Raw genomic sequence first — 22266 nt, 5'->3', positions numbered from 1 at the left:
CTCGCGAGGAGGCGAACGGTGGAAGTACAGGAAGAGCCGTGGGAACTCCACTCGGGGACGTGGCATCGCGACCTGGTGTCCGGGACGTGGCGCCTGGCCGCCATGCGGGACGGGACGGTGGTCGACCCCAGGCTCTCCGCCGCCGACGTCGCCTGCCTGGCCGGGGCCAACCGCGAGCCCGCCAGCGGCGACTGGTTTCCGGTCGAGTTCAACTACTCGCCGCAAACCGGCGCGGCGCTGGGCGTGACCCTCACGCTGGACCCGCCGTGGGTGCCGCCCTTCGGCGCATCCGCGCTGCCCGGCGCGGAATCCCTGGACCACGGCTTGAGGCAAACACCCTTGCCCTTGGCACTGGCGCACGCGCGCGAACGATCCGCGAAGGGGCGGCCGGACCGCACGTTGCCGGCGCTGCCGCTGGGTGAGTACCGGTTGGTCGTCGACAGGTTCGGCGTCGCCTGCCCGACGCTGCTGGCCGTCGAGCCCGAACGGGGCGAGCTGCTCGTGCTCCTGCCCGAATCGAACCGCTGGATCGCATTGCGTCGCACGACGGGCGCAAGCTGGGCGCAAGGACTGCGGAATCCGCGGGGCTGGCGCATGGAGCTCGTCCAGGCCCCGGGCCACGCGACCGCCTATTGCCCGTCGATCGCCGGGCTTGCGGCGATCACGCCGGACGTCATCGGGTTGGGTTACGCCATCGAGCACATCGGGCAAGGACCCGCGATCGGCGGTCCCGTGGCATGGGCAGGCGTCATCTGGCTGCCCGTTCCCGGACCAGGAGACGTGGTCCAGCTGGTGGCCAGCACGCACGGGACGAGCAGGCACATCGTCGTGCCGACGCATGCACCCGTGCCGCGACACGGCTTCGAAGCGCCCGTGTTCGATGACATGCACGTGAACTGGCCCTGCGACGAAGGCCAGCTGGTGCTGCGGCTGGGCGCCGATGGCGACAAGCAGTGCGAGTGGATCGCATGGCCCGCGCAGCTCGAGCCCGTGTTCGCGATGGGCTGCCCCTGGCGCTCGGACACCGGCACGTTCTGGCAGTTGTGCCGCAGCAGCGAGGACGGCCGGTTCGAGCACGTCCAGATGGCGAAGGCCGCGCCGGAGACCACGCCGATCGACGCGCTGCGCCTGTGCACGGGGTCGACCTGTTATGGCGGCACCTCGCGCATCGACGCCGAACCCTGGCGCGCGGCGCCGATCGCCGATCACGCATTTCCGGAGATCGTGGTGCCCTTGCTCGAGTCGATGCACGACGGCGCCGTGGTCGGGCTCAGGATGGCTGCGCCGGACGGGGCGCTTGCGCTGTTGCATCACGACGAGCCGCAGCGCGCCGTGCTGCAGGTCGAGGTGCCGGACCGGCAGCCGGTGCCGTTCGCCACGCTGGAGGTGACGAGGCCATGGCTTGCGCAACTGTTCGTCCACGACGGGCATCTCTGGGTGGCCCATCGCGACCTGCCGCAAGCGCCCGGCTGGAAACTGGCCCTGTAGTGCGATGAGCGTCCTGTCTGCACCCGAACGCGTGCCGGTCCACCCGCAGCCGCGCACCCGCATCGGCGTGGCGACGCAAGCCGCCAGGGGCACGCCGGCTGCCATCCAGCAGAGCAAGCCGAACTGCGGCCAGTGCGGCCGCGCGTGGTTCGGCGAGGTCGACTACTGCCCGTATTGCGGACAGCGGTCCACGGTCGCGGCAGCGAACCCACGTGCCGATGCGCGGCCCGCAGCGCCTCCGCAGGCGGCGGTGCCACCGGTCCAGGAGCACGAACCCGCCACGGCGGCAGGACCGCTGGCCGACGAGCCGAGCCTGGCCTGGAAGCTGCCGTGGAAGCCCATCGTCGCCATCGCCGCGGCGCTGGCGGCCGGTGTCATCGCGCTGCTGGATCTCCCAGCGTTGACCACGGGCGGTCGCGTGGTTGCGCCGCAAGCCGCCGAACTGCGAGCACCTGGCGCCGTCGCGCCGCCGGTCGCGGAGCCGCAGCGGCCGCCACTACAGCAGCCGCCGTCACCGGCGCCGCCCGCGCCGCGGCGATCGCTCTGCTCCGCCGCCAGCGAGGCGGCAGGGCTGTGCACCCCGCAATGAGCCGACACACGCAAGGAGACGCCATGCATGCAACGAAGCGAGCGGTCCGGTCCTGGCCGCACTGGATGCGACAAGCGCTGCTGTTCGCGGGCCTGCTGGCGGCGGTGTCCCGGCCGTGGCGGAAACCATCGTCACCGGCGGAAGGACTGGCACCTACTACCAGATCGGCAACAACCTCAAGGAGATCGTCTCGCCGCAACTGGAGGTGCGGGACTCGAAGGGGTCCTGGGCGAACGTCGAGGACCTGAGCCAGACGCGAGGCGTGGGACTGGCCATCGTGCAGTCCGACGTGTACCAGGCCTTCGTCTACATGCGCGACAACCCGCAGGTGCCGCGCGAGACGCGGCGGCAGTATGCGTACCTGCTCGCGAACCTGCGCGTGTTCATGCCGCTGTACCGCGAGGAAATCCACTTCCTCGTGCGCAAGGACAGCCCGCTCGAATACATCCACCAGATCAAGGGCGCGCGCATCTGGATGGATGCGGAGAAGAGCGGGACCTACCTCACCGCCCTGAACATCTACAGCAAGATGTTCAACGAGCGGCCGCAGATCGTGGCGCCCTTCATCAATCCCACGGCGACCGGCGACGACGAAGGAACGAAGACGCGGCGTTCGGCATTGATGGTGCTGAGCGATCCGGCGTTCTACAAGGACTTCCCGAAGATGGACGTGATCGTCCTGGTGGGCGGGCAGCCGCTCAAGCTGCTGGCGGCGAATGTCCCGGACAACCTGAAGCTGCTGAAGTTCGACCCGAACCACCCCACCTCGGCAAGGCTGCTGCAGGAGTACCGCAAGGCCGACATCCAGAAGGCGAGCTACCCCTTGCTGAACATCGCCGACGCCAGCCAGCCCTCGCTGTCGGTGGACTCGTACCTGATCACCGCGAACTTCTCCGACCAGAACCGCAACCGCTTCGTGTCCACCATGGCGGACCGCTTCTGCGACAAGTTCGACGAGCTCCAGGCCAGGGGCCATCCCAAGTGGAAGTCGCTGACCTGGAAGCCGGGCTCGCCGCTGCCCGCCCTCGCCGCCGGCTGGCAATACTCGACACGGGTGAAGGAGCGCCTGAGCCGTTGCGAAGCGCAGGAACCCGCCCCGCCCCCGGCCAACGCATGCAGCCCGCAGAACCGGTTCGTGGGGTTGTGCCGCTAGCGCGCGGCGATCACCCGAGCCACTGCTTCACCGACGCCACCATCGCCTGCGGCGAGATGCCGTAGCGGTCGTGCAGCGTCGGCAGCGCGCCGGCATCGAGGAAGGCGTCGGGCAACGCGATCTGGCGGAACGCGGGGAACACGCGGGCCCGCATCAGTTCGGCAGCCACCGCCTCGCCCAGCCCGCCCACGGTGCTGTGGTTCTCGGCCACGACGACCAGGCGGCCCGGCACCTGGCATTCGCGCAGGATCGCCTGCACGTCCAGCGGCTTGACCGTCGGCACGTGCAGCACGGCAGCCTGGATGCGGTCGGCCGCCAACGCCTCGGCGGTCTCCAGCGCGCGCATGGTCAGCAGGCCGGTCGAGATGAACAGCACGTCGCTGCCAGGGCGCAGCAGCTGCGCCTTGCCCAGCTGGAAGCGGTAGTCGTAGCGATCCAGCACGCGCGGCACTGCGCCACGCAACAGGCGCATGTAGACCGGTCCCTTGTGCGCGGCGACGGCGGGAACCATCTGCTCGATGTCCACCGCGTCGCACGGGTCCAGCACGGTCATGCTCGGGATCGCGCGCATCAGCGCGAGGTCCTCGCAAGCCTGGTGGCTGGGACCGTAGCCCGTGGTCAGGCCGGGCAGCGCGCAGGCGATCTTCACGTCGAGCTTCTCCTCGGCGATCACCTGGTGGATGAAGTCGAAGGCGCGCCGGGTGGCGAACACGGCGTAGGTGGTCACGAAAGGCGTGAGGCCCGCCTTGGCCATGCCGCCGGCGGCGCCGAACAGGTTCTGCTCGGCCATGCCCATCTGGAAGAAGCGCTCCGGAAAGGCCTGCCCGAACAGGTGCAGGTCGGTGTACTTGGCCAGGTCGGCCGTCATGCCGACGACGTCGCTGCGCTGGCTGGCCAGTTCGACAAGGGCCTTGCCGAAGGGGGCGGTGGTGGTGGCCTGCCCTTCGCTGGCGATGGAGGCGATCATGGCCGACGTGGTCAGCCGGCGGGTGGGGGTGGCGGTCGTGTTCACAGTGCGGCCTCGCGGTGCTGCTCGTCGAGGATGCCGATGGCGGTGTCCCATTCGGCGGTATCGACGCGGATGAAATGGTTCTTCTCGCGGGATTCGAGGAAGGGAACGCCCCGCCCCATCAGCGTGTCCATCAGGATCACGCGCGGTTGCGTGCCCTGGTGCCGCCGCGCGGCATCGAAGGCCTGCACCACGTCGGCGAGGCGGTTGCCGTCGATGCGCTGGGTGTGCCAGCCGAAGGCGCGCCACTTGTCCTCCAGCGGCTCGAAGCCCATGACCTGGTGCGAGGCGCCGTCGGCCTGCATGCGGTTGATGTCGACGATGCACACGAGGTTCGACAGGCCATGGTGGGCCGCCGACATCGCGGCCTCCCACGTGGAGCCCTCGTCCAGCTCGCCATCGGACATGCTGTTGTAGACCATGGCCGCGCTGCCGCGGTGCCGCAGCCCCAGCGCCAGTCCGACGCCGATGGAGAGGCCCTGGCCGAGCGAGCCGCCCGAGATCTCCATGCCCGGCGTGTACGTCGCCATGCCCGACATCGGCAGCCGGCTGTCGTCCGTGCCGTACGTGTCCAGTTCGGACTCGGGAACGATGCCCGAGTCGATGAGGGCGGCGTACAGCGCGATCGCGTAGTGCCCGTGCGAGAGCAGGAAGCGGTCGCGGTCCGGCCAGTCGGGCTCCGCGGCGCGGTACTTCATCGCGTGGCCATAGGCGACGGCCAGCATGTCGGCCACGCCCAGCGCCTGGCCGATGTAGCCCTGGCCCTGCACCTGTCCCATGCGCAGCGCGAGTCGACGGATGCGGTAGGCCTTGTCGGCCAGCTCCTGGAGGTTTGCCATGTGTCTTCTCAGTGGATGGAGGAAATGAACGCGAGGCCGGCGGCGACCGCGGCCTCGATGTCGGCCAGCGGGACGCGGTAGGGGCTGCGCCGGATCTCGCCCGTGCGCGTGCGGTGCAGCCGCAGCGGAAGGTGCAGGCTCACCGGCAGGACGCGCGCCGAGCGGGCGCGCAGCACCGCGCCGCAATTCGCCGACCCCTGCCCCGGCACGACGCAGAACCAGCCGTCCGCGTGGCGGGCATCGGCCAGCTGCAGGTGCCGGCACTCGGGATGCAGCGCGTCCAGCTGGTCGGCCGCGGACAACCCGGGTTGCGCCACGGTGGCCTGCAGGGTGGAGAAGCTCAGGCCCACCCACGGCAGCGCGCAGCGTTCCACCAGCGCGGCCGCATCGGGCAGTGCCTGCGCGCCTGCCGCGAGCGACGGCGTGAGCAGCACGTGGACCGGCGGCTGCTCCGCGCGGGCGCCCAGGTCCTGCAGGTGCCCGAGTGCGCGGCGGTGGTCGGCGCGCAGCGGCGCGGGGATCACGAGCAGCCGTGCACCCGCGGCCGCGGCGAAATCGATGCGGCGTTGCAGTTGCCGCAGTGCGTCGGGGCCTCCGAGATCCATCTCGGTGTAGACGGCGTGCGCATCGAGGCCAGCGTCCCGCAACGAGCGCGCGACGCGGCGCCCCCGTCCCGCATCGAATGCCGCGTCATCGGCCGAGGCAGCCCCGGAGAGAAAGGCCGGATCGGCATGCGTCGCCTCGCTGGCCGCAATGCTGTCCAGCGCCTGCGCCAGCTCGTAGCCGTCGTAGGGCGCGGTGGACACCGACACGATGCGCTGCGGGACCACGCGTCACCTCAGTGCAGCGTGAGCCAGGGCAGGTACGCGAATCCCAGCAGCAGCACGATCGCGACCACGTAGAACGGGATCAGCTCCTTGACCACGTCGCCGATGCGCACCTTGGCGATCGAGCTGGTGATGAACAGCGTGGTGCCGATCGGCGGGTGGTACAGGCCGATGGACAGGTTGACGATCATCATGATGCCCAGCTGGATCGCGTCCATGCCCACCGCCGCGGCGAGCGGCACGAACATCGGCGTGAGCAGCAGCACCGCCGCCGGCAGGTCGATGAACATCGCCGTGCCCAGCATGATGAGGTTCATCGCCAGGATGATTAGCCAGGGTTGCTGCAGCGTCTCCTTGGCATACACGGTGAAGGCCGCCGGCAGCTGCTCGTAGGTGACGATCCAGCCCACGACGCTGGACGCCATGATGATCAGCAGCACCACGCCGGTGGAGATGCCGGCCTCGATGGCCGCCGCCTTGAGCTTGGCGATGGTGAGGTCGCGGTAGACCACGGCCGACACCACCATCGCGTACAGCGTCGACATCACGCTCACCTCGGTGGGCGTGGCGATGCCGAAGCGCAGGAAGACCACGATCAGCACCGGCATCGCCAGCGCCGGACCCGCGTGCGCCAGCTGGCGGCCGAACTCGTCCCAGCGGAACGGCGTGGTGTCGCGCGGGAAGTTGCGCCGCCGGCCCTGCACGTAGCACACGCCCATGAAGCCGGCGCACATCAGCAGGCCGGGCAGGATGCCGGCCACGAACAGCGCGCCGATCGAGGCGCCGGAGACCAGCGCGTAGACGATCATCGGGATCGACGGCGGGATCAGGATGTCGATGGTGGCCGCCGCGGCCAGCGTGCCGGCCGCGAACGGCGCCGGGTAGCCCAGCTTCTTCAGCCACGGGATCAGCATCGAGCCGATCGCGGAGGCGTCGGCCACCGCGGACCCGGAGACGCCGCCGAAGATGGTGGACGACAGCACGCCGACCTGCGCCGGCCCGCCGTGCACGCGGCCGATCATCATCGTCAGCAGGTTCACCAGGCTCTGGCCCAGGCGGCCGCTGACCATCAGCGCACCGGTCATCATGAAGAACGGGATCGCGATCAGCGGGAAGCTCTGCGTCTGCGACAGCATCTGCTCCACCACCAGGTGCACCGGCACGCGGTCGATGATGAGCAGTCCGCCGACGGAGGCGAGGACCAGCGCGTGCGCAATCGGGATCGACGCCAGTGCGGCGATGACGAACAGGCCGATGATGAGTCCGGTCATGTCAGGCTCCGTGGGGGGCTGCTTCGAGCACCTGCTCGCGCGGCGCGGCGCCCGCCTCGCGCCACAGCTGCGGCAACCGGCACAACGTGACGATTGACAGCAGCGCGAAGCCGATCACCAGGCAGCCCACGCTGACGGATCCCGGCACCTGCAGCATCGGCGTCTTCTCGTCATGCGCGATGACGGCCAGCGGCCAGGCCACCCAGGCCAGCGACGCGTACAGCGCGGCGACGATCAGCGAGCCGGCGCCCAGCACCCAGCGGCGTGCCGGCCCGAGCTTCTGCGTGAGGATCACCACCGCGATGTGCGAGCCATGCTGCGCGGCGAGCACCACGCCGGCCATGATCATCCAGGGGAACATCAGCTCCGGCAGTTCCGACGCCCAGCTGAGGCTGGAACCGGCCGCATACCGCAGGGCGACGTTGATGCTCAGGATCACGAAGACGACCGAGAGCGTGAGGTACAGCACGACGCGGCAGGCCGCGCCGATGGCCGTGTCGACGGCCTGCAGGAGAGTGTTCATGCGGAACCTCCAGGACCCGCCATGAGCGGGCCCGCGGGACGGGAGCTCAGTGGGCGGCGGTCGCCTTGACGACGCGGCTGGCGAAGTCGCCGATCGGGCCCGAGGTCCACTTGGCGTAGACGGGCTTGGAGGCGTCGACGAACGCGGCGCGGTCCACGGTGTCGATCTCGATGCCCTTGGACTTGAGCTCGGACACCAGCTTCTCGTCGGCTTCCTTGTTCAGGCGGCGCTGCAGCTGCGTGGCTTCGGCGGCGGCCTCGGTGATCACCTTGCGGTCGGCCGCGTTCAGGCGATCCCACGTCCGCTTGCTCATGAGGAACGGGGTCGACTCGTACTTGTGGCCGGTGAGCGAGATGTACTTCTGCACCTCGTAGAGCTTGGCCGACGCGATGTTGGTGAGCGGGTTCTCCTGGCCGTCCACCACACCCTGCTGCAGCGCGACGTACAGCTCGGAGAACTTGATCTGCTGCGGATCCGCGCCCAGGGCCTGCATGATGTCCACGGTGACCGCATCGGGCGGCGTGCGCATCTTCAGTCCCTTGAGGTCGGCCGGCGCCTTGATCGGCCGCTTGCTGTTGGACATGTGGCGGATGCCGTTGTCCCACAAACCGAGCAGCACCATGCCCTTGGCGGCCGTCCTGTCGGCGAGCTCCTTGCCGATGGGCCCATCCATCAGCTGCCACGCCTTCTGCACGTCCGAGAACAGGAACGGCAGGCCGAGAGCCGCGTACTCCGGCACCACGGCGGACACCGCGCCCTGGCTGTTGGCCGACATGTCCAGCGTGCCCGAGCGCAGCGCCGTCACCATCGCCGCGTCGTCGCCGAGCTGGGCCGAATGCGCCACCTGCACCTCGATGCGCCCGTTGGTCTTCGCCTTGACCGTCTCGGCGAACTTCACGGCGGCCTCGTGGCGCGGATTGCCCGGCGCCGCGCCGTGGCCGAGCGTGAGCTTGACGGGTTGCGCACCGGCCAGCGAAACCGCGCCCATCAGGGCGGCGGCCAGCAGCGTGCGGAAGGTCTGGAAGCAGTTCATCGTGTCTCCTTTGTAGGAATGGCCACGGCCGGCGCCATGGCATTGGCGAAACGCGCGGGGGCGAGCGTCAGTGGATCAACATCCCGCCGTTGACGTCGACGGTGACGCCCGTGAGGTACTTCGAGAGATCACTGGCGAGGAACAGCACCACGCCCGCCACGTCGTCCGGCTCGCCGATGCGGCCGAGGGGGATGCCGTCGAGGATCGACTGGCGCTTGTCCTCGGGGATCTTGCCCTTGTTGATGTCGGTGGCGATCAGGCCCGGCGTCACGCAGTTCACGCGCACGCCGTTCGGGCCGAACTCGCGCGCCATCGCGCGGGCCAGGCCCAGCACGCCGGCCTTGGCCGCCGAGTAGTGCGGGCCGCCCAGGATGCCGCCGCCACGCTGGGCCGACACCGAGGAGATGCACACGATGGCGCCGCTGCCCTGCTCCACCATCGTGGGCAGCACCGCCTGCGACGCATGCAGGGTGCCGCGCAGGCTGACGTCGAGGATGCGGTCGTAGTCGGCGTCGGTGATGTCCAGGAACTTCACCGGCTGGGTGATGCCGGCGTTGTTCACCAGGACGTCGATGCGGCCCTTGGCGGCCTTGACCTTCGCTGCAGCCGCTTCGCACGAGGCCTTGTCGGTGACGTCGGCCACCAGGCCCAGGTGCCCGGGCCCGAGGCGGTCCGCGGCGGCCTGCGGGTTGGCCTGCGCGAGGTCCAGGATCGCCACGGTGGCGCCGTGCGCCGCCATCATCTTCGCGGTGGCGAAGCCCAGGCCGTTGAGGCCCGCCCCGCCCGTGATCACCGCCACCTTGCCCTTCAACAGCATCGCTTGCTCCTCGTGTGGAATGCGGAAAAGTCCGGCGGATTCTCGACAGCGGGCTGGTTGCGCGCAAACGATAAAATCTCAGCGACTTGTGAATCGGCGTCATGTTGCGGCGCGATCATCCAATCCCGTTCATGCAGCCATGATCCCGCCCCTGAGCTCCCTGCAGGCCTTCGAGGCGATCGCCCGGCGCCGCAGCTTCTCGCTGGCCGCCGCCGAACTGCACCTGACGCCCTCGGCGGTCAGCCACCAGGTCGCGCGCCTGGAGGAGCTGCTGGGGGTGCGCCTGTTCGAGCGCTCTACCCGGGGCGTGGACATCACGCCCGCCGGCCAGAGCTACCTGCAGCGCGTGGCAGGCGCCCTGGGCGCGATCAATTCGGCCACCGACGACCTGCGCCAGGGCGTGCAGGACACGCTGTACGTCCATTCGAGCCCGAGCTTCGCGAGCCTGTGGCTGATGCCGCGCATCAGCCGCTTCGCGGCGCGCCACCCCGGCATCTCGCTGGTGCTGTCGGCGTCGCACCTGCACTCGGACTTCCAGGTCGGGCAGATGGACATCGACATCCGCTACGGCGTGCCGCACTGGCCGAACCTGCAGGTCGAGCCGGTCTTCACCGAGCGCATCACGCCGCTGGCCAGTCCCGCGTTCATCGAGCGCAACCACGTCCGCACGCCCGCGGACCTGCTCGAGGTGCCGCTGATCCAGTCGACGATCAGCGTCGTGCAGTGGCCGGAATGGTTCGCGCGCTACGGGCGCAAGCAGCAGCCCGAGCGCTTCGCGCTGCGCTTCGACCGGGCCATGATGACCCTCGATGCCGCCGTCCAGGGCCTGGGGGTCGCGCTGGAGAGCACCACCATCGCCGAAGGGCACATCGAGTCCGGGCGGCTGCGGCCGGTGTTCAGCGGCGACATGAGCCTGGAGGTCAAGGCGCATTTCGCGGTCTACCCGGACCGGCACACGTCGCGTCCCGAGGTTGTCAACTTCCTGGCGTGGCTGCGCGAGGAAGCCTCGCACGGCAAGCCGGCGACGCGCCGGCGCAAGTGAGCGGATGTCATGAATCGCTGAAATTTCGTCGCTTGTCTTCATGAGCCACCGTGGAAAGAATCCGGCGCGACCACCCACAGGAGACAGGCGGCCCGGTCCGGGCCCCGCACGAGCCCATGACCGACCATGAACTGCAGCCGCTGGCGCATGCCATCCGCTTCCTCGCCATCGACGCCATCGTCCGCGCCGGCGAAGGCCACCAGGGCGTGCCGCTGGGCATGGCCGAGATCGCGACGGCGCTGTACACCCGCCACCTGAAGCACTGCCCGTCGGACCCGACGTGGTGGGACCGCGATCGCGTGGTCCTCTCCAACGGGCATGGCTCGATGCTGCTGTACGCCCTGCTCCACCTGACCGGGTACGAGCGCATCAGCCTCGAGGAGATCCGGCGCTTCCGCGAACTCGGTTCGCATTGCGCGGGCCATCCGGAATACGACCCGGCCGCCGGCATCGAAGTGACCACGGGTCCTCTCGGGCAAGGTATCGCCAACGCGTTCGGCATGGCCGTGGCGGAGGCCTACCTCAACGCGAAGTTCGGCAGCGGCCTGGTGGACCACTTCACCTATGCGTTCGTCGGCGACGGCTGCCTGCAGGAAGGCATCGGCCAGGAAATGATCTCGCTCGCCGGCCACCTGCGGCTGGGCAAGCTGGTGCTGCTGTGGGACGACAACCGCATCACCGACGACGGCCCGACCGCCCTGTCGATCAGCGAGGACGTGGCCGAACGCTTCCGGGTGGCCGGCTGGCATGTCGTGGAGGTGGACGGCCACGACATCGAGGCAGTGTCGGCCGCACTGGAGGCGGCCCGTGCCGACCCACGGCCCTCGATGCTTGCCTGCCGCACCATCATCGGCCGCGGCATTCCGCGCGTGCAGGGCCGGCGCGAGGGGCACAGCGCAAAGCTCCATCCGGAGGACGCTGCCGCCGCACGCGACCTGCTGCGGTGGCCGCATGCGCCGTTCGAGGTGCCCGCGCCGGTGCTGGCGCGGTGGCGCGAGGCCGGCCGACGCAGCGATGGCGCACACGCGGCATGGCTGCAGCGGCTGTCCGCGCTGTCCGCATCCGACCGGCGCGAGTTCGAGCGGGTGATGCGCGGCGAATTGCCTGAGGGTTGGCGCGCGGTGCTGGAGGGCTACAAGCAGCGCGCGATCGAAACGCCGCGCGCTGAAGGCGGCATCCTCATCTCCGCCGAGATCAACGACCTGCTGGCCCCGGTGCTGCCCGAGCGGATGGTGGGATGCGCCGACCTGGAAGCGCCCACCAGCCACAAGCGCAGCCTGAAGGCGTTCACGGCGCGCGACCACAGCGGCGCCTACGTGCATTGCGGCGTGCGCGAGCACCTGATGGGTGCGATGGCCAACGGGATGGCGGCGCACGGCGGCATCGTCCCGCTCGCCGTGACCTACCTCGCGTTCTCGGACTACGAACGCCCCGCGATGCGCATGGCCGCGCTCATGGGCCTGCCCAGCAAGTTCGTCTTCAGCCACGACTCCATCGGCATCGGCAGGAACGGCCCGACCCACCAGCCGGTGGAGATCCTCGCCTCGCTGCGCGCGATGCCCAACATGCTGGTGATGCGGCCCGCCGATGCGGTGGAAGCCGCCGAATGCTGGGCGGTGGCCCTGGCACATCGCAGCGGTCCGGTGTCGCTGGTGTTCGCGCGCCAGGCGCTGCCGGCCGTGCGCACGCGCCACGTGCCCGAGAACCTGTCGCAGCGGGGCGGCTACGTGCTGGCCGAAGCCGCGTGCGGCCCGCGGCGCGTCACGCTGCTGGCGACCGGCTCCGAAGTGCACCTGGCAGTCACCGCGCGTGAACGCCTGGAAGCACAGGGCATCGCCACCGCCGTGGTCTCCCTGCCCTGCTGGGAACTGTTCGAGCAGCAGGACGGCGCGTACCGCGACTCGGTGCTCGGCCGCGGCACCGTCCGGATCGGCATCGAGGCCGCGATGCGTTTCGGCTGGGACCGCTGGCTCGGCGAGCACGGCGCGTTCATCGGCATGCCCGGGTTCGGCGCCTCGGGCCCGGCCGAGGCGCTTTACGAGAAGTTCGGCATCACGCCCGAGGCCATCGTCACGCAGGCGTCGCGCCTGCTGGCCGCCTGAAGGGTGTCGGCCCGGAGACCCGGGCCGGCGTGCCTCAGCGCGGGTACGGGCGCTGCAGCTTGCACTCCGGGTTCAGCCGCACGCCGAACCCGGGCTTGTCGAGGGCCGATGCCTTCAGGCGCCCGCGCTCGGGCACGGGTTCGTCCAGCAGCTGCGGATGGAACATCGGCACGATCTGGTCCGCGCCCGGGGACATGTTGAGGAACTCCGCGAACGGGCTGTTGTGGCGCGTGATCACGAAGTGGTAGCTGTAGACCGAGGAGCCGTGCGGCACGACCAGCTTGCCGTGGGCATCCGCCAGCGCCGAGATCTTGATCAATTCCGTGATGCCGCCGCACCAGCCCACGTCGGGCTGCAGGATGTCGCAGCAGCCCATCTCGAGCAGCATGCGGAAGCCCCACCGCGTGGCTTCGTGCTCGCCGGTGGACACCAGCAGTCCGCGCGGCACGTTGCGCCGCAGTTCGGCATAGCCCCAGTAGTCGTCCGGCGGCAGCGCCTCCTCGATCCACTTCAGGCCGGCCTCGTTGTACGCGGCGTGGGCCAGGCGCGTGGCGTACTCGACATCCAGGCTCATCCAGCAATCGAGCATCAACCAGAAGTCGGGACCGCAGCGCGAGCGCATGTCAGCCAGCTGCTCCAGGTTCCTGCGCAGTCCTTCGTTGCCTTCCGCCGGCCCGTGGTGCAGTGGCATCTTGCCGCCGATGAAGCCCTGCTCGCGCGCGAAGTCCGGACGCGCACCGGTCATGTAGAACTGCAGTTCGTCGCGCACCGGGCCGCCCAGCAACGCATGCACCGGCTCCTTGCGCACCTGTCCCAGCAGGTCCCAGAGCGCCAGGTCGACGCCCGAGATCGTGTTCAGCACGATGCCCTTGCGACCGTAGAACAGCGTCGCGTTGAACATCTGGTCCCAGATCCTCTCGATGTCCGTGACCGGCCGGCCCTCGATGAAGCGGGCCAGGTGCTTCTCGATGATCCAGCACCCCAGGTCGCCGCCGGTGGTGACGGCGAAGCCGACCGTACCGTCGCTCGCCTCGACTTCCACCACCAGCGTTCCCAGCACGTTCAGCCCGAAGCTCTGGCGGCTGGCGCGGTACTCGGGGTACTTCGCCATCGGCGTGGCGATGTGGTCGTCGATCCAGTGGTCGCGCCCCTGGTCGTGGTAGTCGGCGCCCGCGCCTCGCAGGGTGAAGGCGCGGATGTGCTTGATGGTGGGCATGCTCATGGTGTGGCTCCTTCCGTCGTCAGGTGGTCGCGGGCTCCAGCGCGCCGGCCGGCGCGGCCTGCCGGCGCAGCGCCAGGAACAGCAGCGCGCCGAAGACCGTCGTCGCCGCCAGCAGGTTCAGGCCTGCGGCAGGCGACCCGAACGCCTGCTCGGCCCAGGTCTTCACGTTGGGCGCGAAGAAGCCGCCGAGGCCGCCCAGCGAGTTGATGAGGGCAATGCCGCCAGCGGCAGCCGCGCCGCCCAGGTAGTTGGTGGGAAACGCCCAGAACAGCGGCTGCACGGCGATGAAGCCGGCCGCCGCGAAGCACAGGGCGACCAGGGCGACGAGGGGCGAGCCGGCATTGACCGACACGGCGATGCCGATGCCCGACACCAGCAGTGTCAGGAAGGCCAGCACTGCATGGCGGCCGGTGCGCTCGGCCAGCCGGGGCACGAACCAGGTGGCGGCCAGTGCGCAGAGCCAGGGAATGGCCGTGACCAGGCCGACCTCGAAGCCGACCTTCTTCCCGAGCAGCGCGCCGACCTGGGTGGGCAGGTAGAACACGACGCCGTACACGCTCACCTGGATCAGGAAGTAGATGAAGGCCAGGAACAGCACGCGGCCATTGCCCAGCGCGCGCAAGACGGTCGCCGGGCCGTGGGTGCCCTTGTAGCTCTCCTCGCTGTCGATCGCCGCGGCCAGCGTCTCGCGCTCGGAGGCGGTCAGCCAGCGCGCGTCGCGCGGCGAGTTGTCCAGGTACCACCACGCCCAGACGCCGACGGCGGACGCCAGCAGTCCTTCGACCAGGAACAGCCACTCCCAGCCCTTCAGGCCGAGGGCGCCGTGCATGTCCAGCAGCAGGCCCGAGAGCGGGCTGCCGAAGATGAAGGCGAGCGGTGCGCCGAAGTAGAACAGGCCGATGACGCGGGTGCGGGCCGCGGCCGGGAACCAGCGCGTGAGGTAGTAGATGACGCCGGGGAAGAAGCCCGCCTCGGCCACGCCGAGCAGGAACCGCAGCACGTAGAACGACGTCTCGCCCTTCGTGAACATCAGCGCCGCCGACACGATGCCCCACGACACCATGATCCGGCACATCCAGGCGCGCGCGCCCACGCGATGCAGGATCAGGTTGCTGGGCACCTCGAACAGCGCATAGCCGATGAAGAAGATGCCGGCGCCGAACGCGAACGCCGCGTTGGACACGCCGGTATCGAGCTGGAAGGCCGTCTTGGCGAAGCCGACGTTGGCGCGGTCCAGGAAGGCCAGCACGTACATCAGCAGCAGGAAGGGGACCAGGCGCCTGATCGCCTTGGCCGTGACTTGCTCCAGCGCGGAGCTGCGTTCAATGGTCATGTCTTGTCTCCAAGGGTCCGGCGCTTCGGCCCGCCAGGGCACGCGCCGTGTTGTCGTGGGTTGAAGGAATTCAGTAGGTGGCGCGGCCGCCGGACAGGTCGAACACCGCGCCCGTGCTGAACGCACAGTCCTCGGTGCAGAGCCAGGCGATCATGGCCGCCGCTTCGTCGACCTGCAGGAAGCGGCCCATGGGGATCTTCGAGAGCATGAAGTCGATGTGCTCCTGCTTCATGGAATCGAAGATCGGGGTCTTCGCCGCGGCCGGCGTGACGGCGTTCACCAGCACGCCGGTCTTCGCGAGTTCCTTGCCGAGCGACTTGGTCAGGCCGATCAGGCCGGCCTTGGACGCGCTGTAGTGCGACGCGTTGGGATTGCCCTCCTTGCCGGCGACGGAGGCGATGTTCACGATGCGCCCATAGCCCCGTTCGATCATGGCCGGCACCACGGCGCGGCACGTGAGGTAGCAGCCCACCAGGTTCACCTCGATGACGCGCCGCCAGACGTCGGGGGCCAGTTCCCAGGTGGTGCCATTGCCGCCGGTGATGCCGGCGCTGTTCACCAGCGCATCGATGCGGCCGAACGCGGAGCGTGTCGCCTTCGTTGCCGCCGCGACCGAGTTCTCGTCGGTGAGCTCCACCACCTGGATGCCCACCTCGCCGAGTCGCGACAGCGCTTCGCGCGCCTTGCCCAGCTGCGCTTCGTTGACGTCCCACAGCGAAACGGTGGCGCCCGACTGCAGCATGCGCTGCGCCACCGCGTAGCCGATGCCCTGGGCCCCGCCCGTGACGACCGCGACGCGGCCCTTCATGTCCAGCTGGTTCATTGCTTGTCTCCGATCCGCGCCGCCACGGTGCGCTGCTGCTGTTCGCCGAGGCCCTGGATGCCGAGGCGCATGGTCTGTCCCGGCTTCAGGTACACCGGAGGTTTCTGGCCGAGCCCCACGCCGGGCGGCGTGCCGGTGGAGATCACGTCGCCGGGCTGCAGGCTCATGAACTGGCTGATGTACGACACCAGCGTGGGCACGTCGAAGACCATGGTCCGCGTGCTGCCGTCCTGGAAGCGGCGGCCGTCCACGTCCAGCCACATGGCCAGCGCCTGCGGATCGGGGATCTCGTCGCGGGTGACCAGCCAGGGGCCCATGGGCCCGAACGTGTCGCAGCCCTTGCCCTTGTCCCAGGTGCCTCCGCGTTCGAGCTGGTACGCGCGTTCGGAAACGTCGTTGACGACGCAGTAACCGGCGACGTGCTGCATGGCCTGGTCCTTCGACACGTAGCGGACCGGCTTGCCGATGACGACGCCCAGCTCGACCTCCCAGTCCACCTTCGCGGCGCCGGGCGGGATCTCGACGTCGTCGTCGGGACCGACGATCGCGCTGGTGGCCTTGAAGAACAGCACCGGCTCGGACGGGACCCCCATGCCCGATTCGGGCGCGTGGTCCGAGTAGTTCAGGCCCACGCACACCATCTTGCCGACCTGCACGACGCAGGCGCCGATGCGGGGCGTGCCCTCGACCAGCGGCAGCCTGGCGGGATCGATGTCGGACAGCCTGGCCAGCGAGGCCGGCAACAGGACCTCGCCGGCGATGTCCTTGACGTGTGACGAGAGATCGCGCAGGCGGCCCTCGCCGTCGATGATCCCTGGACGCTCGGCCCCGCGCGGGCCGAAGCGGACGAGCTTCATGTCCTTGTCTCCTTGCGAATGGGCCGACTGTAGGAGTGCGCCGTATATCATTCCAATCAAAAGAATCGAGCCACCGATTCCGATTTCGAATGCCCGCCGAATCCCACCTCCCCGCCCTCACGCCTCGCCTGGTGAACCGGCTGCGCCTGAAGCACTGGTCGCTCCTCAGTGCGCTTGGCGAAGTGCCCACCCTCAACCAGGCGGCGGCCAGCATCAACGTCACGCAACCCGCTGCCACGAAGCTGCTCGCCGACCTGGAGCAGGCCTTCGGCTTCGCGCTCTTCGAGCGCCACGCGCGCGGCATGCGGGTGACGCCGCTCGGCCAGGAGGTGGTCGACTACGCGCGGCTGTCGCAGGCCAGCCTCGACCGGTTCCTCGAAAGCCTCGAGGCGAAGCGGCGCGGCGGGCATGGCCACCTGGTCTTCGGCGCGATCATGGGCGCCGCACCGGACGTGGTGGCCCTGGCGGTGGCCGACATCAAGCGCGAGCGCCCGCGCCTGAACGTGCGCATCCTCGGCGAGACCAGTGACCAGATCGGCGTGCTGCTGCAGCGGCACGAGATCGAGCTCGCGGTGGGCCGGTTCAGCGGCCCCACGGAGCACAACAAGTTCGACTTCCAGGCGCTGGCCGACGAGCCGATGCACGCGGTGGTGCGCAAGAAGCACCGGCTTGCGCGGAGGCGCACCGTCGACTGGATCGAACTCGTGGAGTGGCCGTGGGTGCTGCAGACCCTCAGCTCACCGGCACGGGTGCTGCTGGAAGACGAATTCGCCCGGGCGGGTGTCTCCACGCCCCAGGACGTGATCGAGTGCACCTCGATCTTTGCCACGCTGCAGCTGGTGCAGTCGAGCGATGCCGTGGCGGTGCTGCCCGAGTCCGTGGTGCGCGACCACGTGCGCGCCGGGCTGCTGCATGCGCTGCCCATTGCGGTCGGGCGCGAGCTCAAGGCCTTCGGCCTGCTCACCCGCAAGGGCGACACGCTGTCGGAAGTGGCGAAGGTGTTCGTGGGGCACCTGAAGCGGCGATCCAGGGGCCTGGGGCCGGCTCCGGCCAGACGGAAAGCGTGAGGAGCCGAGCCGTTCATGCGCACGTGCTCGATGCTGCGAGCGGCCACCGGTTGAACTGAAGCAGGCGCAGGTCAGCCACTGCGGCCCCGGACCGCCTATCCTCCAGCCTGCGTCGCCGAGCCACGGCGATTCCATGCGAGGAGACATTTGCCGATGAAGAAAACCTTCGACGTGCCCGGTCGCGCCGCCCTGGCGCTCGCCATCACCGCAGCCCTCGGCGGCTGTGCCCACACCACCACCGCCGGACTGCCGGAAGCGACGCCACAGACCGTCGCGGCGCATGTCGCCTCCGCGAAGCAGATCGCAGGCGGCGACCTGGGCTACCTGATGCGCCTGTGCGAACCGCAGCCGGCCGACCGGGCCACGCCGTCGGCCGCCATGGACGAGGGCCTGCGCAAACTCATCGACAAGCCCGCCCCGCCCGCGACGCAGGTGTTCGACAACCTGTACTTCGTGGGCGGCGACTGGGTCAGTGCCTGGCTGCTGAAAACGTCGGAAGGCCTGGTCCTCATCGACGCGCTGAACAACGGGCAGGAAGCGCAGGCGCTCATCGAGGGCGGGATGCAGAAGCTGGGCCTCGAGCCGCGGCAGCTGAAATACATCGTCGTCACGCACGGCCATGGCGACCACTACGGCGGGGCGAGCTACCTGATCGAGAAGTACCACCCGCGCGTGATCGCCAGCGAGGCCGACTGGAACATGATGCACGGCACGCTGGAGTTCAACTCGAAGCTGTGGGGGCCGCCGCCCGCACGCGACATCGCGGTGCGCGACGGCCAGAAGCTCACGCTGGGCGATACCACGATGACGTTCTACGTGACCACCGGCCACACGCTGGGCACCCTCTCGCCGGCGTTCGACGTGCGCTCCGGCGGCCGCACCTACCACGCGCTGCTGTGGGGCGGCACGTCGTTCAACTTCGGCAACGACTTCAGCCGCCTGCAAAGCTACGTGGCCAACACCGAGCGCATGCGCACGCTCGCGGGCAAGGCGCCCATCGACGTGCTGCTGTCCAACCACTCGGGCTGGGATGGCTCGATCGCAAAGATGAACGCGGTGCGCGCGACCGGCGGTCCCGGCGCGCGCAACGCCTTCGTGACCGGACCGCAGGTGGTCGACCGCTCGATGCAGATCATGGGCGAGTGCGCACGCGCCCAGTCCGACCGCTTCCGGCTCTGACACTGACGGCCGGCGCCAGCCGGCCGTGACGGGCTCGCTCGGCCGCGCGGCAGCTACGACCGGGTTGCGTCGAGTCCGGCCTGCCAGTCCGCCAGCTGCGCGGACCATGCGGCCATTCGCTGGCCAGTCGCAGTGCCCACCGCGCCCGAGTTGCTGGCCACCAGCCGATCGACCAGCGCTTCCTGCTCCGCGCCGAACTCCTCCGGGAACAGCGGCACGACGGTGACGATGCAGTCGGCACACGCCGCGCCGTCCAGCCACGGCAGGCCAGCCGCCTTGATGCGGTAGTTCAGGACGCCGCGGCGCAGCCGCATCTGCTGCAGGCCCCGCGGCGTCGGAACGTCGATCCAGCGGTTCGCCATCCAGGCAAAGCCATCGACCGGCAACTCGCAGGCGAGCGCGCCGTCCGCTTCGACGACGAAGAACTCATGCGGCCGCAGCGCGATGCGCACGCGCAGCGCGAGCGTGGACCCGCGCCCGCCGCCCTGCACCTTGGCGGCCGCGTCGAGCACCTGTCCTGCGCGCACGCCCGGCGGCACCTGCACCCGGCATCGGTACTTGCGCGAGAGCTTGCCGCTTCCATCGCAGGCGGTGCAGCCCTGGTGGATCGCGCCATGTCCGTGGCACGCAGCACAGTCGACCATGGGCGACAGCCACGCCACCCAGAGTGCCTGCTGGACGCGCCCTGTCCCACCGCATGCCTCGCACGCGGTCGCGTGCACCTGCCGGCCGCTGCCTTCGCAATCTGCGCAGTCGTCCACCATCTCACCGCGCAGGTCGCGCACGCAGCCGGCCGCGAACTCCTCGACCGAGAGATCGATCGTGCGTTCCACCGCGGGCTCGGCCGGCGCCGCGTGCGCCGCGCTGTCGCCCTCGGCCGCTTCCTGCTTGGACCTGCGGATCTCCTCGATCGCTCGGTTGATGCGCTGGATCTTGCGCAGCGCTTCGGGGCTGTCGTTGCGATCCGGGTGCCAGCGCGCGGCAAGCCGTCGCCAGGCGGCCTTCACCTCGGCGTCGCTGGCTCCTGGGGCGACGCCCAGTTCCTGGTAGCACTCGTCCACGTCCACTTGCGCCGTCCCCTGATGTGCTGCAGCGCGCCATCCTAGTGAACCGATGGGGCAGAAGCCCTGCTTTCCGCGCCGGCCGCGACGTTCGCCCGGAATCCGTGCAGGGTTCGCCCCGGCGTTGTTCGGAACGCGCCCGCTGTGTCGTCGCCGCGACGCCACGGCACAAACTTTCGATGGCCGGCGGCCGCTGCTCACCGAAGTGGCAATGCGCTGGAAGCCGCGCCGATCCTGGCCTCGCGGAACACCCACCGCTGTTTTCCACAGCCTTCTCCACGGGATCTGTGAAAACGCCGGCGCCCGACCTGTGATACGGCAGGTTGCGGCCGACGAGCCGCCACGGAGAAAAATGACGCCTTTGCTGCCGGAGGTTCCATGGCATCCAGCGTCGACACCGCATTCACCGGTTCCGTGGCCCAGCTGTACGAGCGCTACATGGTGCCGCTGATCTTCGAGCCGTACGCCGTCGACCTGGCGCGTCGCGTGGCACAGGCCAGTCCGCGCCGTGTGCTGGAACTCGCCGCCGGCACGGGTGCCGTCACGCGGCAGCTCGCCGTGATGCTCGATGCGTCTGCCGCGATCGTCGCCACCGACCTCAATCCGGCGATGCTCGAGGAGGCAGCGCGCATCGGCACCGAGCGGCGCGTGGAGTGGCGGCAGGCCGACGCGATGCAGCTGCCCTTCGGCGATGCGGCGTTCGATGCCGTGGCCTGCCAGTTCGGCGTGATGTTCTTCCCCGACCGGCCACACGCCTTTGCCGAGGCGCGCCGCGTGTTGCGGCCCGGCGGCCTGTTCGTGTTCAACGCCTGGGGCCCGATCGGCGCCAACGAATTCGCGGACGCCGTGACGGACGCCCTCGCCTCGGTGTTCCCGCAGGATCCGCCGCGCTTCATGGCCCGGACGCCGCACGGCTACCACGACCCGGCGCGCATCGCGCAGGACCTGTCGGCAGCGGGTTTCACCGGCACACCGGCGATCGAGACCGTGGCCTTCACCAGCCGCGCCGTGTCGCCGCGCATTGCTGCCGTCGCTTACTGCGAAGGCACGCCGCTGCGTGGAGAGATCGAGGCGCGCGATCCGGACGGGCTGCAGCGCGCGACGCTGGCCGCGGAAGCGGAGCTGGCGCGCCGCTTCGGCGACGGACCGATCGAGGGGCGCATCGAAGCGCTCGTCGTGACCGCGATGTCGCCGGCGCGGTGAGTGCGGGCATGCAAATTGAAGGACATTCCTCAGGACACGGCATCGGGACTCCATCGACGCCCGGAGCGGGTGGGCACGAGCGAGGAAGGCGCGCGGAATGCTGGAGCGCACCTGAGGACGTTCACGTCGCTGCAGGTGGTGAAGCGTGGTTGGCTGGGTTGGCCGCTCAAGGCCGCACGTAGGCCCAGCCTTCCTGCTGCTTGCGCGTGAGCTCGATGATGCCGGCCGGGACATAGCCCACGGCAGGCTGCATGTCGCTCTTGGCCAGCTTCAACCCCTTCATGGAGTTCTCGCAGGCGACGACCTTCACGCCCGTCTTCGTCGCTTCGAGGATCCGCTCCGCGATGGGGGAACCGCTCTTGAGCATCAGGACGCTCGGGCCGTTGGAGACGATCTCGATGTCGATCTTGTCGGGGCCGCCCACCTCGTCCTGCGCATTCCTGGCGTTGCCCAGCGCCATGTTCCAGCGCGCCGGCTCGTTCTCGCTGACGTGAATGAGCAGGCGCGGCTTGTGGCTCGTGCCGGCGGCCTGGGCGAGAGCGGCTGTCGCCGCCGCTCCGATGGGAAGCAGCGCGGCGGCGCGGACAAGGAATCGACGGGTGCTCGGGGTCATGGGCTGCTCCTGGTGGGCGCCGGTGGATGGCGCGCGGGTTGAAACTGTACGACGGGGCAGCCGCGCCTCCAGGGGTGCAGGTCTCGGCGACGAGCCTCTCGCCAGCGTCATGGTCGCGTTGAACATTCCACAATTCGCCCGCGGACCCGCTGTCGGTGCCTCGTCTGTCGGCCGCGTCCGACGTCCCGCGGGTGGTTGCAGTGTCGACACTGCGC

General features: G+C 69.6%; 21 protein-coding genes. 8 read left to right on the top strand and 13 right to left on the bottom strand.

Translation table 11 applies throughout. The features are described from left to right. Positions 1 to 18 precede the first annotated feature (18 nt). The 3 genes from ACPWT1_RS12340 to ACPWT1_RS12330 all read left to right on the top strand — a co-directional run bounded on the left by ACPWT1_RS12340 (position 19) and on the right by ACPWT1_RS12330 (position 3230). A complete protein-coding gene (locus tag ACPWT1_RS12340) occupies positions 19 to 1488 on the top strand; it encodes a hypothetical protein (protein WP_427911481.1) in 1470 nt (489 codons plus the stop codon). A 4-nt stretch (positions 1489 to 1492) separates the two neighbouring features. After that, positions 1493 to 2077, top strand: coding sequence for a hypothetical protein (locus tag ACPWT1_RS12335; RefSeq protein WP_427911480.1), 585 nt, complete (start codon positions 1493 to 1495; stop codon positions 2075 to 2077). 115 nt (positions 2078 to 2192) lie between these two features. Further along, positions 2193 to 3230: a TAXI family TRAP transporter solute-binding subunit gene (locus ACPWT1_RS12330; protein ID WP_427911479.1), complete on the top strand. Its 1038-nt coding sequence runs from the start codon at positions 2193 to 2195 to the stop codon at positions 3228 to 3230. A 10-nt stretch (positions 3231 to 3240) separates the two neighbouring features. Here ACPWT1_RS12330 and ACPWT1_RS12325 read toward each other — a convergent pair whose 3' ends face one another. The 7 genes from ACPWT1_RS12325 to ACPWT1_RS12295 all read right to left on the bottom strand — a co-directional run bounded on the left by ACPWT1_RS12325 (position 3241) and on the right by ACPWT1_RS12295 (position 9549). After that, positions 3241 to 4197, bottom strand: a complete 957-nt coding sequence (locus ACPWT1_RS12325) for a transketolase family protein (protein ID WP_427915548.1) — start codon at positions 4195 to 4197, stop codon at positions 3241 to 3243. Between the two features lie 41 nt (positions 4198 to 4238). Next, positions 4239 to 5078 carry a transketolase gene (locus ACPWT1_RS12320; RefSeq protein ID WP_427911478.1) on the bottom strand — a complete coding sequence of 280 codons (840 nt, stop codon included), beginning with the start codon at positions 5076 to 5078 and terminating at the stop codon, positions 4239 to 4241. A gap of 8 nt (positions 5079 to 5086) precedes the next feature. Next, positions 5087 to 5908, bottom strand: a complete 822-nt coding sequence (locus ACPWT1_RS12315) for a sugar phosphate isomerase/epimerase family protein (protein WP_427911477.1) — start codon at positions 5906 to 5908, stop codon at positions 5087 to 5089. An 8-nt stretch (positions 5909 to 5916) separates the two neighbouring features. Continuing rightward, positions 5917 to 7176 carry a TRAP transporter large permease gene (locus ACPWT1_RS12310; RefSeq protein ID WP_427911476.1) on the bottom strand — a complete coding sequence of 420 codons (1260 nt, stop codon included), beginning with the start codon at positions 7174 to 7176 and terminating at the stop codon, positions 5917 to 5919. Between the two features lies 1 nt (position 7177). After that, positions 7178 to 7699, bottom strand: a complete 522-nt coding sequence (locus ACPWT1_RS12305; protein ID WP_427911475.1) for a TRAP transporter small permease — start codon at positions 7697 to 7699, stop codon at positions 7178 to 7180. A 46-nt stretch (positions 7700 to 7745) separates the two neighbouring features. Next, positions 7746 to 8732, bottom strand: a complete 987-nt coding sequence (locus ACPWT1_RS12300; protein ID WP_427911474.1) for a TRAP transporter substrate-binding protein — start codon at positions 8730 to 8732, stop codon at positions 7746 to 7748. Between the two features lie 67 nt (positions 8733 to 8799). After that, positions 8800 to 9549 (bottom strand): SDR family NAD(P)-dependent oxidoreductase, encoded by a 750-nt coding sequence (locus ACPWT1_RS12295; RefSeq protein ID WP_427911473.1) that lies wholly within the window; start codon positions 9547 to 9549, stop codon positions 8800 to 8802. 139 nt (positions 9550 to 9688) lie between these two features. Between ACPWT1_RS12295 and ACPWT1_RS12290 the strand changes: the two genes are divergently transcribed. Together ACPWT1_RS12290 and tkt are read left to right on the top strand one after the other, a co-directional pair. Then, the gene (locus tag ACPWT1_RS12290; protein WP_427911472.1) at positions 9689 to 10591 is read left to right on the top strand and encodes a LysR substrate-binding domain-containing protein; all 903 of its coding nucleotides are present in this window, start codon (positions 9689 to 9691) and stop codon (positions 10589 to 10591) included. 116 nt (positions 10592 to 10707) lie between these two features. Beyond that, positions 10708 to 12693 (top strand): transketolase, encoded by a 1986-nt coding sequence (tkt, locus tag ACPWT1_RS12285; protein ID WP_427911471.1) that lies wholly within the window; start codon positions 10708 to 10710, stop codon positions 12691 to 12693. A 34-nt stretch (positions 12694 to 12727) separates the two neighbouring features. On the opposite strand, the gene rhmD is transcribed toward tkt, so the two are convergent. The 4 genes from rhmD to ACPWT1_RS12265 all read right to left on the bottom strand — a co-directional run bounded on the left by rhmD (position 12728) and on the right by ACPWT1_RS12265 (position 16928). After that, positions 12728 to 13915, bottom strand: coding sequence for an L-rhamnonate dehydratase (gene rhmD, locus ACPWT1_RS12280; protein WP_427911470.1), 1188 nt, complete (start codon positions 13913 to 13915; stop codon positions 12728 to 12730). Positions 13916 to 13934: 19 nt separating this feature from the next. Next, a complete protein-coding gene (locus tag ACPWT1_RS12275; RefSeq protein WP_427911469.1) occupies positions 13935 to 15248 on the bottom strand; it encodes an MFS transporter in 1314 nt (437 codons plus the stop codon). A gap of 70 nt (positions 15249 to 15318) precedes the next feature. Further along, the gene (locus ACPWT1_RS12270; RefSeq protein ID WP_427911468.1) at positions 15319 to 16071 is read right to left on the bottom strand and encodes an SDR family NAD(P)-dependent oxidoreductase; all 753 of its coding nucleotides are present in this window, start codon (positions 16069 to 16071) and stop codon (positions 15319 to 15321) included. Next, positions 16068 to 16928, bottom strand: a complete 861-nt coding sequence (locus ACPWT1_RS12265; RefSeq protein ID WP_427911467.1) for a fumarylacetoacetate hydrolase family protein — start codon at positions 16926 to 16928, stop codon at positions 16068 to 16070. Before ACPWT1_RS12265 ends, ACPWT1_RS12270 begins: the two co-directional genes overlap by 4 nt. 89 nt (positions 16929 to 17017) lie before the next feature. Between ACPWT1_RS12265 and ACPWT1_RS12260 the strand changes: the two genes are divergently transcribed. Together ACPWT1_RS12260 and ACPWT1_RS12255 are read left to right on the top strand one after the other, a co-directional pair. Further along, on the top strand, positions 17018 to 17995 hold the full coding sequence (locus ACPWT1_RS12260) for a LysR family transcriptional regulator (RefSeq protein ID WP_427911466.1): 978 nt from the start codon (positions 17018 to 17020) through the stop codon (positions 17993 to 17995). A 153-nt stretch (positions 17996 to 18148) separates the two neighbouring features. After that, a complete protein-coding gene (locus ACPWT1_RS12255) occupies positions 18149 to 19174 on the top strand; it encodes an MBL fold metallo-hydrolase (RefSeq protein ID WP_427911465.1) in 1026 nt (341 codons plus the stop codon). Between the two features lie 53 nt (positions 19175 to 19227). Here ACPWT1_RS12255 and ACPWT1_RS12250 read toward each other — a convergent pair whose 3' ends face one another. Continuing rightward, positions 19228 to 20241, bottom strand: coding sequence for a DnaJ domain-containing protein (locus tag ACPWT1_RS12250; RefSeq protein WP_427911464.1), 1014 nt, complete (start codon positions 20239 to 20241; stop codon positions 19228 to 19230). A gap of 372 nt (positions 20242 to 20613) precedes the next feature. Here ACPWT1_RS12250 and ACPWT1_RS12245 point away from each other — a divergent pair, with 372 nt between their 5' ends. Then, positions 20614 to 21438: a class I SAM-dependent methyltransferase gene (locus ACPWT1_RS12245; RefSeq protein ID WP_427911463.1), complete on the top strand. Its 825-nt coding sequence runs from the start codon at positions 20614 to 20616 to the stop codon at positions 21436 to 21438. 166 nt (positions 21439 to 21604) lie between these two features. On the opposite strand, the gene ACPWT1_RS12240 is transcribed toward ACPWT1_RS12245, so the two are convergent. Then, positions 21605 to 22051: a DsrE family protein gene (locus ACPWT1_RS12240; RefSeq protein ID WP_427911462.1), complete on the bottom strand. Its 447-nt coding sequence runs from the start codon at positions 22049 to 22051 to the stop codon at positions 21605 to 21607. Positions 22052 to 22266 lie beyond the last annotated feature (215 nt).

The organism is Ramlibacter sp. MMS24-I3-19, from assembly GCF_050320135.1.
Classification (GTDB): domain Bacteria; phylum Pseudomonadota; class Gammaproteobacteria; order Burkholderiales; family Burkholderiaceae_C; genus Ramlibacter.
Note: the sequence above shows the minus strand (reverse complement) of the source record. Positions and strands in the feature narration are given on the sequence as shown.

Excerpts from the sequence above, each read along its gene's own strand:
- ACPWT1_RS12320 (WP_427911478.1), bottom strand. The coding sequence starts at position 5,078 with ATGGCAAACCTCCAGGAGCTGGCCGACAAGGCCTACCGCATCCGTCGA.
- ACPWT1_RS12295 (WP_427911473.1), bottom strand. The coding sequence starts at position 9,549 with ATGCTGTTGAAGGGCAAGGTGGCGGTGATCACGGGCGGGGCGGGCCTC.
- ACPWT1_RS12325 (WP_427915548.1), bottom strand. The coding sequence starts at position 4,197 with ATGATCGCCTCCATCGCCAGCGAAGGGCAGGCCACCACCACCGCCCCC.
- ACPWT1_RS12310 (WP_427911476.1), bottom strand. The coding sequence starts at position 7,176 with ATGACCGGACTCATCATCGGCCTGTTCGTCATCGCCGCACTGGCGTCG.
- ACPWT1_RS12265 (WP_427911467.1), bottom strand. The coding sequence starts at position 16,928 with ATGAAGCTCGTCCGCTTCGGCCCGCGCGGGGCCGAGCGTCCAGGGATC.
- ACPWT1_RS12300 (WP_427911474.1), bottom strand. The coding sequence starts at position 8,732 with ATGAACTGCTTCCAGACCTTCCGCACGCTGCTGGCCGCCGCCCTGATG.
- ACPWT1_RS12255 (WP_427911465.1), top strand. The coding sequence starts at position 18,149 with ATGAAGAAAACCTTCGACGTGCCCGGTCGCGCCGCCCTGGCGCTCGCC.
- ACPWT1_RS12290 (WP_427911472.1), top strand. The coding sequence starts at position 9,689 with ATGATCCCGCCCCTGAGCTCCCTGCAGGCCTTCGAGGCGATCGCCCGG.
- ACPWT1_RS12305 (WP_427911475.1), bottom strand. The coding sequence starts at position 7,699 with ATGAACACTCTCCTGCAGGCCGTCGACACGGCCATCGGCGCGGCCTGC.
- tkt (WP_427911471.1), top strand. The coding sequence starts at position 10,708 with ATGACCGACCATGAACTGCAGCCGCTGGCGCATGCCATCCGCTTCCTC.
- ACPWT1_RS12260 (WP_427911466.1), top strand. The coding sequence starts at position 17,018 with ATGCCCGCCGAATCCCACCTCCCCGCCCTCACGCCTCGCCTGGTGAAC.
- ACPWT1_RS12335 (WP_427911480.1), top strand. The coding sequence starts at position 1,493 with ATGAGCGTCCTGTCTGCACCCGAACGCGTGCCGGTCCACCCGCAGCCG.
- ACPWT1_RS12270 (WP_427911468.1), bottom strand. The coding sequence starts at position 16,071 with ATGAACCAGCTGGACATGAAGGGCCGCGTCGCGGTCGTCACGGGCGGG.
- rhmD (WP_427911470.1), bottom strand. The coding sequence starts at position 13,915 with ATGAGCATGCCCACCATCAAGCACATCCGCGCCTTCACCCTGCGAGGC.
- ACPWT1_RS12240 (WP_427911462.1), bottom strand. The coding sequence starts at position 22,051 with ATGACCCCGAGCACCCGTCGATTCCTTGTCCGCGCCGCCGCGCTGCTT.
- ACPWT1_RS12275 (WP_427911469.1), bottom strand. The coding sequence starts at position 15,248 with ATGACCATTGAACGCAGCTCCGCGCTGGAGCAAGTCACGGCCAAGGCG.
- ACPWT1_RS12245 (WP_427911463.1), top strand. The coding sequence starts at position 20,614 with ATGGCATCCAGCGTCGACACCGCATTCACCGGTTCCGTGGCCCAGCTG.